This window comes from Bacillota bacterium, assembly GCA_018333655.1.
Lineage (GTDB): Bacteria > Bacillota > UBA994 > UBA994 > UBA994 > BS524.
The window spans coordinates 1-12,123 of record JAGXTJ010000051.1; the positions used below are offsets into that span (position 1 = coordinate 1).

Annotated in this window: 12 protein-coding genes and 1 riboswitch; of the genes, 8 read left to right on the forward strand and 4 right to left on the reverse strand. The window is 50.9% G+C overall.

From position 1 onward, the window contains the following. Positions 1-596, reverse strand: a 596-nt coding sequence (locus KGZ92_09390) for a hypothetical protein (protein MBS3889474.1), incomplete at its 3' end; no start/stop codon positions are given. A 147-nt stretch (positions 597-743) separates the two neighbouring features. On the opposite strand from KGZ92_09390, the gene KGZ92_09395 reads away from it, so the two are divergent. From KGZ92_09395 to KGZ92_09420, 6 genes are all read left to right on the forward strand, one after another. Continuing rightward, the gene (locus KGZ92_09395) at positions 744-1,703 is read left to right on the forward strand and encodes a UPF0182 family protein (GenBank protein MBS3889475.1); all 960 of its coding nucleotides are present in this window, start codon (positions 744-746) and stop codon (positions 1,701-1,703) included. A gap of 26 nt (positions 1,704-1,729) precedes the next feature. After that, positions 1,730-3,544 (forward strand): UPF0182 family protein, encoded by a 1,815-nt coding sequence (locus KGZ92_09400; protein MBS3889476.1) that lies wholly within the window; start codon positions 1,730-1,732, stop codon positions 3,542-3,544. A 160-nt stretch (positions 3,545-3,704) separates the two neighbouring features. Continuing rightward, positions 3,705-4,274, forward strand: coding sequence for a sigma-70 family RNA polymerase sigma factor (locus tag KGZ92_09405; GenBank protein ID MBS3889477.1), 570 nt, complete (start codon positions 3,705-3,707; stop codon positions 4,272-4,274). Further along, positions 4,264-5,013, forward strand: a complete 750-nt coding sequence (locus KGZ92_09410) for a DUF4367 domain-containing protein (protein ID MBS3889478.1) — start codon at positions 4,264-4,266, stop codon at positions 5,011-5,013. Before KGZ92_09405 ends, KGZ92_09410 begins: the two co-directional genes overlap by 11 nt. A 545-nt stretch (positions 5,014-5,558) precedes the next feature. Continuing rightward, positions 5,559-6,125 (forward strand): hypothetical protein, encoded by a 567-nt coding sequence (locus KGZ92_09415; protein ID MBS3889479.1) that lies wholly within the window; start codon positions 5,559-5,561, stop codon positions 6,123-6,125. Between the two features lie 192 nt (positions 6,126-6,317). Continuing rightward, complete coding sequence (locus KGZ92_09420) at positions 6,318-7,436, forward strand: hypothetical protein (GenBank protein MBS3889480.1); 1,119 nt, start codon at positions 6,318-6,320, stop codon at positions 7,434-7,436. A 131-nt stretch (positions 7,437-7,567) separates the two neighbouring features. Here KGZ92_09420 and thiT read toward each other — a convergent pair whose 3' ends face one another. Next, complete coding sequence (thiT, locus tag KGZ92_09425) at positions 7,568-8,323, reverse strand: energy-coupled thiamine transporter ThiT (protein ID MBS3889481.1); 756 nt, start codon at positions 8,321-8,323, stop codon at positions 7,568-7,570. 73 nt (positions 8,324-8,396) lie between these two features. Beyond that, a riboswitch (TPP riboswitch) is annotated at positions 8,397-8,506 on the reverse strand. A gap of 37 nt (positions 8,507-8,543) precedes the next feature. Next, positions 8,544-9,011, reverse strand: a complete 468-nt coding sequence (argR, locus tag KGZ92_09430) for an arginine repressor (GenBank protein ID MBS3889482.1) — start codon at positions 9,009-9,011, stop codon at positions 8,544-8,546. A 490-nt stretch (positions 9,012-9,501) separates the two neighbouring features. On the opposite strand from argR, the gene KGZ92_09435 reads away from it, so the two are divergent. Beyond that, a complete protein-coding gene (locus tag KGZ92_09435) occupies positions 9,502-10,671 on the forward strand; it encodes a hypothetical protein (protein MBS3889483.1) in 1,170 nt (389 codons plus the stop codon). Between the two features lie 7 nt (positions 10,672-10,678). Next, on the forward strand, positions 10,679-11,422 hold the full coding sequence (locus KGZ92_09440; GenBank protein MBS3889484.1) for a polysaccharide deacetylase family protein: 744 nt from the start codon (positions 10,679-10,681) through the stop codon (positions 11,420-11,422). Between the two features lie 65 nt (positions 11,423-11,487). Here the strand turns inward: KGZ92_09440 and KGZ92_09445 are convergent. Next, on the reverse strand, positions 11,488-12,123 hold a 636-nt coding region (locus KGZ92_09445), incomplete at its 5' end, for a hypothetical protein (protein MBS3889485.1).

The window sequence follows — 12,123 nt, forward strand, 5'->3', positions numbered from 1 at the left end:
AAGGCTTGCACCACCTCGCGACACCCTAAGGCTTGCACCACCTCGCGCGTCAAAGCGGGCGAGCCCTTGGTCCAGGCATAGAGCGCTACACTGACATTGTCGCGAGTCGGCCGAGAGAGCAGCTCCGCCACTTCGCGCAGCGAAAAATAGTCTAGCTGCACGCTGGCGGCCTCCCACGCCTCGCGAGCGCCCACAACCACATACACTTGCGACAAGGCTGGCGCGAACATGCGCTCATTGCGAAATGCGTGACAAAACAGTGTCAGCTGCGCCTTCTCTGGCGCCGTCAAGCGCTCGGCTCCGTCTATTAGCAGGACGAGTGGCGCAGCTCGCTTCAAATCATGAAGAAACTCTGTAGTCGACAAGGCACTCCGCCAGACACAGCCCATTTTCTCGCCAATCTGCGCCATAATGTCGCCCTCCCCGGCCGCGGCATTAACATAGAGTAAATCCCCCTTGCATTTCTTGACTAGCTCGCTGCCGACTTGCGCCAAAAACAAGGTCAAACCAGCCCGTGGCCTAGCCTCAATCGCAATATACCCTTCATCTAGCACTAAGGAAATTGCTCCTGACAAGGCCTCACGTTCAATTCTCACACGCTCACCCCACCTTCTGCACCCATCATATGCGAACATATGTTCGTAGTCAAGAGCGAGTAATGGCATAGTTGTGCCAAAAGAGGATTATGACGAGTGAGTGGGGAAGTTATTGAAGTAATCGTGAAGTGAAATGGGGTGGCACAAGTGAAGTTCAAGTCGCGCCTAATCGTTCTACTGCTACTACTTCTGGTCGGCCTACTTGCCTCTGCGCGTTTCTACACAGATTTTCTCTGGCTAGTGTCTTTAGGCTACCAGCACATACTGCTGCGCACGCTCGCCGCGCAGACGGCAGTATTTGCAGCGGCCTTTTTCATTTCGCTGGCCTTTTTTGTGCCCAACTTCATGGCGCTCCGCCAGAGCTTCCGCCTGCCGGGTGGCGCAGGAGGCAAGGAGAACATCCGCTACTACCCGACTGAACAGCCGTGGCGAGAATCGATCGACAACATACTGGCCAGCAAAAATGTCACTTTAGGATTGTGGGCTGCCGCATGTGCACTTTCGGTACTCATTGCCTTGCCAGCTAGCTCAGCCGGGCATGAGGCCCTCATGCTTATTCATAGTCAGCCCACCGGCACGGTAGACCCGCTCTTCCAAGCGGACATCTCTTTCTACCTTTTTCGCCTGCCGTTTATCGGCGGGGTTGTCTCCGCCGCTTTTGGCGTAGTTCTAATGACGACAATCGCCACGCTCGCTCTCTACGCCGCCACAAACAATGTCGCTTTGGCTCGTACGGGCAATCCGCGGGCGATCAAGCACCTATCAGGCTTGCTTGCTGTGCTCCTTGTTCTACAGGCTGCTTCCTACCGTATTGACGCCTACCGCTTGGTGTATTCGCCTCGCGGCGTGGCTTTTGGGGCTAGCTATACAGATCTTTTCGCCTCGCTCCCCATTCTCTACATACTGATGGCGCTGGCCGTGGTGGGTGCCATGGTAGCCCTAATCAACCTCAAGGTGAGAAAGACAAAACTGCTCCTTGGAGTGCCTGCAGCGATGATGACAGTGTCCCTCCTGGCGGGGGGCATTTACCCCGCCATCGTTCAGCAGTACATTGTCGAGCCCAATGAACTGGCGCGCGAGACGCCCTTTATTCCTGTGGATAAGTAGGGTAAAAGTGTGGATAACTCAATGAACTGGCGCGCGAGACGCCCTTTATTCGCCACAATATTGAGTTCACGCGCCGTGCGTTCGGCCTTGACGCAATCACCATCAAAGATCTACCGGCGCCTGCTCCCCTCTCCACGCGCCATTTTAGAGAACATGAATACGCCTTAACAAATGCACGCTTGCTCGACTGGACGGCGCTACTCAGATCCTACCGTCAGCTCCAGGGTATGCGGGTTTACTATCGTTTTCACGATGTCGACATCGATCGCTATGTGCTGGAGGGCAGCTTAGAGCAAGTGATGCTGGCTGCGCGTGAGCTTTCTGTCGAGGATCTATACCCAGCCGCTCGCACCTGGATTAACGAGCACCTACGCTATACTCATGGCTTTGGTGCGGTCGTTTCGCCGGTTAATCGCACTGGCCCACGGGGTGAGCCCCTCTTTTATGTACAAGACATACCACCGCGCTCTCTGCATCCCGAGCTACAAATTACCCGCCCAGAAATATACTTTGGCGAGTTCCCCGGGGGCTACGTCACAGTAAACGCCAAGACCGATGAATTTAGCTTCCCCCTAGGGGAAGAGAATGCTACCACCCGCTACGTGGGGCAGGACGGCGTGCCCTTGACCTTTTTTAACAAGCTTATGTTCAGCTTGCGCTATGGCACAACGATGCTCTTGCTCTCCGATGATGTACAGCCAGAGAGTCGCATTCTTTTCCACCGCAATATCTTAGAGCGGGTGCGTATGATCGCGCCGTTTCTTAGCTACGACCCCGACCCCTACTTGGTCATTAACGACGGGCGCCTCTTTTGGATAATAGACGCCTACACGACCTCGAAACACTTTCCCTACTCTACACCACATGACCCTACCGGCATTAACTACATCCGCAATTCCGTAAAAGTTGTGGTCGACGCCTACGAGGGCACAGTGGATTTCTATCAGGTAGACCACGAAGACCCTATCGCCAACACTCTCCATGCCGCTTTCCCCGGCCTGTTACAGCCCTTGTCCGCCATGCCCGCAGGCCTACGGGCGCATATTCGCTACCCAGAACAACTTTTGACTATACAAGCGCATATGCTGGCCACTTACCACATGACTAGCCCCTCTACCTTCTATAATAAGGAGGACATTTGGCGCATCGCGCGCGAACCAGTAGGGCAGCGCGATCAGCCCGTGAACCCCTACTACACCATCACCAGCCTACCGATGACCGCCGAGGGCCGTTACGAGTTTGCCCTGCTACTGCCCCTTACCCCTGCGGGGACAGCCGAAAACCCCAAGCACAATTTAATCGCCTTCCTGACTGCGAGAAGTGATGGCGAAAACTACGGCGAACTTCTGCTCTACCGCTTGCCTAAGGACGTGCTCGTGCAAGGCCCGATGCAAATTGAGGCCAGAATTAACCAAGACGCCGAGATTTCCCCCCTGCTTACCCTCTGGGGGCAAGGCGGCTCAACCGTCTTTCGGGGAAATCTATTACTCATCCCCGTGGGGGATTCCTTCATCTACGTACAGCCGCTCTACATCCAGGCTACTGGCAATAGCCTGCCAGAGTTAAAGAGGGTAATCGTGGCAACGGAAGATAATATCGCCATGGCCGAGACTTTCGCGCAGGCCTTGTCTGAACTTGTGGGCACCGAAATAGAGGACCCCACTCCACCCCCGCCTGGTGAAACCGGAGTTCCCCTGCCCATAGCCGAACTGGCAGCAGCCATCGAGAGAGCCTTCGCAGCGGCGGAGGGGGCAGCGAGAACTGGCAACTGGGCACAGTATGGTCAGTATTTGCAGGAGCTAGGCCGCCTGATTGCGGAGCTGCGGCGATTGCAGCCGTAGCCCTGTCGCACAGGGACGGAGGGAATGCGACATCTCCGACAGCATTTTGTCATCTTTTCTGAAACTCGGGAGTGTTTGGTGAGAGTTACATGGGGAATGGGCTCTAGAGCTGATGGAACTTTATTGCAGTATAGCCTGACGAGGGGGCGAAAAAGACAAAATGCTTGTGTTGTTTGCTATGATAACAGATCCTGATGACAGGGATTTTATGATGGACCTATATAAGGTGCACTACGGGTTTGTGCGAAGCGCCATTCTTAAGATAACCGGCGATAGGGCCTGTCTTGAAGACCTCACAAACGACACCTTTATGAAGCTAATCGGAAAAATCGCTATACTACGCACCTTAGACTGTTGCAGATTAGCCGCCTATGTTGTCTATACAAGTAGAAGCATAGGCATTAACTTCGTCCGGCATCGTACCGTGCAAGACAAGTATGTTTACTTCGGCTTGGAGGAAGATCTGGCAGAAGGGGCAGCTGATCCTAGAGAGAGTGTGGAAGATAAGGTGATTTACTGGGATGAGCGGGAAGACCTATGGCGAACCATACTGCGACTGCCCGAGAAAGACAGGGATCTTCTCTACTTCAAGTATGTTATGGAACTGCATGACGTAGATATTGCTGAGTTGCTAAACATCACTCCCGCCAGCGTCAGACAGTACCTGACACGGGCGCGAAGAGCAGCAAAGAAACTAATTGAGGAGGAGGTGAAAGACCATGCCCAGTAACCAGGCCAAGTTCCGTGAGGAGTACGAAGATGCCCTATTCAAAATGCTCTTACACGACGTAGCAGAGCATGAGGGGAAGGCCATCTTGCAGCAAATGCAGACTATGGGGGACTCACCCGATTCAAAGCCCTCCGAGTTACTACTTAAGAAGTTTGGCAAACAACTGGATATTGAGCTCCGAAAACTACGGCAGGCAGAGCGCAAGCAGGTTGCTATCGCCACTGTGCGCGGCCTGGCAATTTGTCTCCTAGCTCTCCTTACAGTGTTTTTTACCGCCATGGCCACCGTTTCGGCCTTTAGGACCCGAGTAATGAACATCTGGATGGACATACGGCCGGAATACACAGCTTTTCAGCTTCGAGGTAGCGAAAGCAGCGAGGGAGGCGGCATGGTCGTTAATTGGAGCAATACCTATGTTCCGACTTATTTACCCGAGGGGTACGAGGTAAACTCCTTCTCCTTCAATGAAGGCTTGAAGAGAATAGTGTTTGAGAACGCCTCTACACAGACCTTTATACTCTACACCGAACTTGACGAAGCGAGCAGCATGGTACTTGACACTGAAAACGCCGATCGCTTTGAAGAGATAAGCATGAACGACCAGTCCGGTACGCTGGTGGTAAAGAACAATTTGGTCACCATCGTCTGGAAGCAAGAAGGTCGTCTGTTTATGATTAAGACACAGACCGACATCGGTACAGCTATAAAAGTGGCCGAAGGAGTAAAATTCATAAAATAGTCTCCGAAAAAATGTTGCACTTTTCCTCCCTTAAGTGTCTATACATGTGAGGGTACTAGAAGGGAGGTGTTTGTTTATGAGGAAAATCGTATGTGCATTACTAGCCGTTCTAACCATCTTGACATTTAGCGTTAAAGTACTTGCGGCACACAGCGAGTTACACGGGCCAATATCTCCACAGTTCACCCACATCTCACATGTGATGGCGCGTTTATCCATTTCTGCATGGGGCGAGGCCGCCTGCAGCGGAAGCGTTGCTCTTTATAGTCGGTCCGATACCGCTACTCTCATCATGGAACTCCAGAGGCGGGATGGCAACGGTTGGAGCACAGTGAAGTCTTGGACTTCATCGGGACCAGGGCTCCCGGGGGTCTACATGGATAATTACCATTGGGTTGTCAGGGGGACATACCGTGTGCGTTGTATTGCCAGGGCTCACAGTGCCAGTGGTGTGCTTCTGGAAGAGGTCTCTCTATTATCTCATGAAGTTACACATTGAACCCCGAAAAGGTCTAGATACATGAGAAGGGAATGGATGACTTTTTGTGAAGCCAAAGTTACTAATACTGTTTATCATCTTGGCAATTGGCGTCGTCAGTTCCCTGACCATTACCACCCTTAGCATGCAGAATGCAGGGTTTGAGAACCAACAGGAACAAGCCCTGCGTGAAGAGATAAGCTTACTAATGACACAGCTAACGCATGTCATTAGTGCTTTGGAACAGCTAACGCAAAATGAGACTATAGAAAAGCTGATAGATTTGCAGATCGAGGTCTCCAGAATGAAGGGGGTAGTGTTCAAACGTCAAAATAGTCTGCTCGTGAACTATGCTTCATTGGATAACCCTATTTCATCACTGGAGGGCTTTTTGAGGTTAGCCCTTCTAGAATGTTCTTCAGATGACGATGCGATAAGGCCATATGTAACGAAGGCCGCCCAGCTTAAAATTTTTCTCTCGGAACTCCATAATCACTTCGAAAGAGTATACGGATCCTTCGTAAGAGGACAAATACGGTCTCAGGACATACACGTCAACACTTTGCACGAGCTAAACGAATTGATAAGCACAATCAACGCTCGAGTAGCAGAGCTCATTCATTCCCCGCAATGAGTGACATGCGCTATCTGCCTCTATACCACTTTGCAGGTTGGTAACACAAGCAGCTATCGCACATCCTCCAAGCACTGAAGCTCGTTCTCTAGTGCAACAGCAGCACTTCCCGGACTTTGCGCAATGCTTACCTATGATTGGGCTACACCTATAGTACCCTAGAAACCAAATTAATGCGGAGGTGGCAAATTGGTGCGTAAAATACTATGTATCCTGTTAGCCGTTGTCTTCGTGGTTACGTTCGTAGCATCGGTGCAAAGTGTTTCAAAACCAAATCCTGTAGCAGTAGGGGGCACTGGAGTTTTGCTTGTCACAGAAAAGCCTGTGAAAAGCTCTGTGCCTTCAGAAGTTCTCACCTCGCTGAACCAGCTCCCAAAGAATGCAGCTGATATAGTCGGTCTTCTCATTGACAGTGAAATCTTGGGCAAGGCTGCTCCTGAAGCAGTACAGAACCTCAAAACACAGTTTGGCAACGGTAAAGCCATAGTTGCGTATGGAGACTCAGTGGACGCAAAGAAAGTCGCTAGATACATAGGAATTGAACTCACACAAGAAACAAAGCTTGGACATGGAACCAAGCGTGTCGCCGCAGGTGTGATGAAGCTCGCTGATGGTCGTACTCACACTATTGAAGTAGTTACTGATAAAAAGCACAATATGTCTGCGGAAGAAATACAGGCCTCAATCGCTAACATGATCGCGCAGTCGGAGTCGGATCTAAGGAATGTAGACTTGGAGCAAGGGATGTCTATCCAGTCGGCGGGTTGGATTATTTTCGACTCTACAATTAGATCGTACACAGCATCATCTAACTTCGGTACCTATACCACTACGGCTGCTGCCTATTATCTCAATGCGTCGTACGATGCAGACCCTAATAAAGACTATTTACAGATCAGAACCCAACATACATCTCAAGCAGGCGCGTATAATTTCGCAAAGGCGAACACAGCAAATGAACCTGGAAATGGGCAGACTGTAGTGGAATATGGACCCATGGGCAACTTTACTAGCGGTGGGGCCGTATCATTTTCTCTCGGATACCCTCCTGCTGTTGGCTTCTCATTCTCATTAGGGTCATCTTCAACTCAACTAACTAATCAAAGCCAACCATCGTACCCGCGCATTAGGCACGAGGTGAAGTATGGTGCAGGCTCACCTGAAGCAAAAGGGTCGCTTGCATGGCTCCAGCCAATCAATACATCGACTCCTCAAGGGCAGAAGACAGTTTTCTACTGGTTCACAAACAACCTCACCATTTCAAGATCTGCGTTTTTCGACAACTGGTATTGGGTAGTAACAAGGCCATAAACAAGAAGAATTCGTGGGAGCCGCTTCCTCTCGCGAATTCTCTTTTTTATCTCGTTGAGTAGGCGGGGAATGGTTGCCGCATTGTGGCAGCGGGGCATCCACCGACATATCGTGGAGAGCACCCGGTAGTCTTAGCGGAGGAGCAAAGAGGCCAGGTAGACAAGTGCCGGAGGGATTGTGACCAAAATTAGACCGCGTTTGGCTTTCTCTAGGTCTTTTTTCGCTTGAGAGAGATGGTAGAGAAGCAAGCCGCCCCACAAGATGAGGGAAGTATAGTTGACCGCAGGGATGCTATCCCGCAGCCCGAGCACAAGTGCCATGGCGGCTAAGGGGGCAGCGAAAGAAAGTATCTCAATTAGGTTACTCAGCAAGGAGTAGTCTTCATTCTTGTCTTTAGACAAACGGCGCAAAAGCAAAGGTGCGGTGAAGAGCGCCAAGGCAATCTCTGGCCCCATGTAGGTAATATTGTAGACAAAGGAAAAAGCATAAATGCTCGTGCCCGCTGGAGCATACTGGCCGAAGAATACCACCCCTGAAGCAAAATGCATGACAAAACGGGCTACCCCGCCGATGGCTACCCCCGCGATCGGCTTGTCCTTAAAGAAACCCGCCAAACCGATGGCGGCGAAAGCGAAAGGGTAATCCAAAAGAAGTTGCACAGGGTGCACGATAAAAGGCTCGACGAGTAGCTTAAGGCCCGAAAAGAGCAGGCCTGCGACGATGCCCGCTTTACCGCCCCAGCGTAGCGCCACCACAAAGAGGGGTAGCATCTGCAGTGAGACTGAGCCTCCTTGTGGCATCTCCACCACTCGGAATAGACTGAGGATGTAAGAAAATGCCACCATTACCGCGATCTCGACTAGCATTAGGGTTTTTTTGTCTTTCATAACCAAGCCTCCTTGAAATTTGCGTGTCTTCCTTTTGACGAAAAAATAAATACCCATGTGAGAAACATGGGCACAATTCGTGCTGCTGCTTCCCTACGCTGGCCTTACCCAGATCAGGTTCAAAGGGTTAGGGTGTATTTACGCCCCTCTCAGCCCAAATTGCGGGCTCCCCTAGCAAGATATGAAATTCTGTCTACCTCTCGGTCAATTAGGCCAGTGCTCAATTGGCAAGCCCCGCGTTCAGCATACGCTTTAATCTCTCGACGATGAGAGGAGTCTCCTCCACCTGCCTGTTAATGACCAAAATAGTGTCGTCACCGGCGATAGTGCCCATAACACCTGCTAACTGCATGCTGTCTAGAGCCGCGGCCACGGCATTGCCACCACCAGGGAAGGTTTTGATGACTATAAAATTTGCTGTGTAGTCAAGACTTACTACCGCATTGCGTAGAATGCGCACTAGGCGGTCGGTCAGGCTGTCGCCGCCGTTACTTGGTGACTGCGTATAAACCTGCTTGCCCGACTTGTTAATGATTTTTATAAGACCAAGTTCTTTGACATCCCTCGATACCGTTGCTTGAGTGGCCCTAAAGTTGGCAGCTGCCAAAAATTGAGCCAACTGCTCTTGTGTTTCCACTGGATGCCTATTTATTATTTCTAATATTCGCCCCTGACGTTGTTCTTTCATAACTTTCCCCCTTCCCAGGGCCTCTGCTAAACATATTTTATCATAGTTCCAGTACTTGGTCACGACATCTTGGCTACCATGCCCCGCGAGATGTTGCCACGCCGTAAAACAAGGGGCTCCTCTCAGTGTCAGGCGACACTATTATGGACTTGTGACACTAGTACGCAGTAATGTATTATGGTGGCAAGAAAAAAGAGAGGGTGAAAAACATGAAAAAATTCTTAGCTTTGGCACTGGTTTTCTGCTTCGTCTTGGCTACGCCAGTATTTCCAGCAGCCGTAGCACAGAGTGGGCAATTGACCATTAGCGCGGCCCCGTTAGCGGAGCCTCCACCGCCAGTACTGCCTCCGCCAACCCGAAATTAAGGCTGATTCCCACAGTGTGTACGGACTTTTTTGGAGCGAGGTGGAGTTGCTGACTATGCTGCTCAAGAGGGTTATTTTGCTGGATTCTATCTAGCAAACTATACGATATAGAAGGGGTCAGAAATATGAGAAGAAGATTTGTCGCCATTACTTTCTTGGCGTGTATTATGCTTAGCTCCACACTAAGCGCTTCGGCACTAAATGACGTTACGCAACTGCCTCACAACACTGAACTTGCATGGTTTGCGCAACATGGCATTGAAGCGATGGATATCACGCGGATTATGGAGTCAGTCCCCAATGGCCAAGATCAGCTAAGGAGCCTATCGCAACAAGCTAGGGCTCATAATCTTACACCTGCACAGGTTCAAGAAGTTGTTAGAAGCCTGCTTGATGCTCCACCCTTAACGCGCGAGGGCATGTATGGACAGCTTTCTAAAGACGGAACTACTATCGCTTTGCCTAACGGCATGACAACACCAAATCTACAAAAACAACGGATGCTAAATGCTGCTACTAGTACAGTGAACGCCACCTCCGGAACTGGGCTGACTGCCCTTACCTCTGGTTATCGTGATGTTGTAGATTTCAGCGATCAATCTGGCGTTTTCTGGCTTGTACGGAGCACAACTGGGTTTAACCAAGCGACAACTTTCGTGAACCTACCGCATATTACTACCTTACCAACATCTCCCGACAGGCCATACGTTTTTTTCGCTGTCAATAATGCCACCAGTTCGGTTGTGGGCGATTACGGCATAGTCTTTTACCCAAACTCAGGATGGCATCTCTTCTCGTACACACTTGTTTGGAACACCTCTACTAATAGGTATGACGCCACTTGGTGGCAATCGAGTACTCCGCTCCCGAGCCAATATGTAGGGGGGAGTTCTGTTTACCTGCATGTGCAGATTACAAACACTTCAAACACCGATTCCGTCTCTATTACTTTAAGAGATGGTATCACCTTCTCTACTCTGTTTTCCCGCACAGTGTCCTTTATCAACAATCCCTTCAACTCGACTCTCTCCAACGTTAACATCTATAGGCAAATCACCATGGCTCAGGTCTTGACTGGCCCTACTTTGAACACGAACACAGGCACACACATGGCAAATGCGCGCACTAGCGCCGCCCATTTGTACTCGCCAGTTGGCTACTGGCTATGGGGAACTAGCCAAACGAGTGATACTTATAGGAAGGCCCCTACTTCAGTACAGTTAGCGACAGTGATCGTGAACTCGCACACTAGGTGGCACGCGGAAGATATTAGCATCAGATTTAATATCCCGTAAGCAGGACATGAAACTAAAGTTGTTCCTAGCGGTGCCTTTGTTGGCCTTGGCCTTGGTCATTACCTCTTTCATCAACGCCATGCCTTACAAGGGCGTGCCAATATTGGTGTACCATGAAATTGGAGCAATAGGTAGTGGGGATAGAGAGATGTTCATTGACAGGGCGGTCTTTCGTAGCCATATGGAGCATCTAAAGAAACATGGCTACACGACTATTACCCTAAGAGAGCTCTATGCCCACTACGCCGAAGGTGCACAGTTACCGCAGAAACCTGTAGTGCTGACTTTTGACGACGGCTATGTAGGGGTCTACGAAAACGGATGGCCCATCATGCGGGAGCTCGGCTTTACCGGCGTTCTATTTGTAACCGGCCACTTGGGGCAACCTGGCTACATGACAGAATCTCAAGTAGAGACTCTCCTCGCCAACGGTTTTGAGCTTGGCAACCATACTCGCACCCACAGAAGCCTACCAACACTAAACGACGAAGAACTGAAGGACGAAATCGTCATCTTTCAGCGCGAACTTGAGAGTCGCTTCGGAGTCGACGTGGTGTCTTTTTGCTACCCAATGGGGGACTACGATGAAAGAGTGGTAGCGGCAGTCAGGCAAGCGTCATTGCGCCTTGGTGTTACTACGAACAAGGGCTTCGCTTGCACATCGCAAGGTCTGCTGACTCTCCGCAGGACGCCCCTCTTTCGCTTTGACACAATGGCTGACTTCCGCCGCAAACTTCAGCACGGCAAGTGACCCTTCTCGATCACGAAGGTGAACAACCCGCCTGCCATGCTCTCTAGGCATGCAGAACCTCTGGGTTACCCGCTACCTTTCTCCCGCAGCTGGCAGGACTTCGCCAACATGTCGTAGGCAATCTCCACCGCACCTAGACTGCGCAGAAGTTCGGCCCCGAATCTAAGAACTTTTGCCGACCGGCCGCCACACCCCAAGCGGGCAAACTCATTACCAAAGTATTCTATGGTTTGGGCGAGTTCTTGAACACTGCCCTTAGCAAGCAACCCTACTTTATCGATCGCCCATTGGTCTTCTAGATCTAGGATTAGATCGGTAGGGTTCCGGAGCCGCTCTAGCTCAGCCATTGCCCATGACACAGTCGTATGGGCAATGGCTTTTGTTTCCGCCATGGCCGCAAGATACGTCCGCAGAGCATAACGCCGGGTGTCTGGGTCGGCAGTAGCACAGGTGTTTTTAAGTAAAATATCAGCCTCTCGGTGCTGCCCTAGCAGTACTAGGCATTCGCAGGCCAGAACGTTTCCTCGGTGCGAGAGATCGGCATAGTGCTTATCATCTGCTATCTCCCGCGCCCGTTCTGCCCACCGATATGCTTCGGTCAGTCTTCCCTGCTCCATCTCGCAAGATCCCCTTCCAAGACACGCACGGATAGCAGTATCCCAGTTGTAGGCACTTGCGTAGCTCACGGCCTCTTTAAACGC

Bases quoted from the DNA above. Each gene is read 5' to 3' on its own strand.
- KGZ92_09435 (MBS3889483.1), top strand. From the start codon at position 9,502: ATGAGAAGAAGATTTGTCGCCATTACTTTCTTGGCGTGTATTATGCTT.
- thiT (MBS3889481.1), bottom strand. From the start codon at position 8,323: ATGAAAGACAAAAAAACCCTAATGCTAGTCGAGATCGCGGTAATGGTG.
- KGZ92_09405 (MBS3889477.1), top strand. From the start codon at position 3,705: ATGCTTGTGTTGTTTGCTATGATAACAGATCCTGATGACAGGGATTTT.
- argR (MBS3889482.1), bottom strand. From the start codon at position 9,011: ATGAAAGAACAACGTCAGGGGCGAATATTAGAAATAATAAATAGGCAT.
- KGZ92_09440 (MBS3889484.1), top strand. From the start codon at position 10,679: ATGAAACTAAAGTTGTTCCTAGCGGTGCCTTTGTTGGCCTTGGCCTTG.
- KGZ92_09410 (MBS3889478.1), top strand. From the start codon at position 4,264: ATGCCCAGTAACCAGGCCAAGTTCCGTGAGGAGTACGAAGATGCCCTA.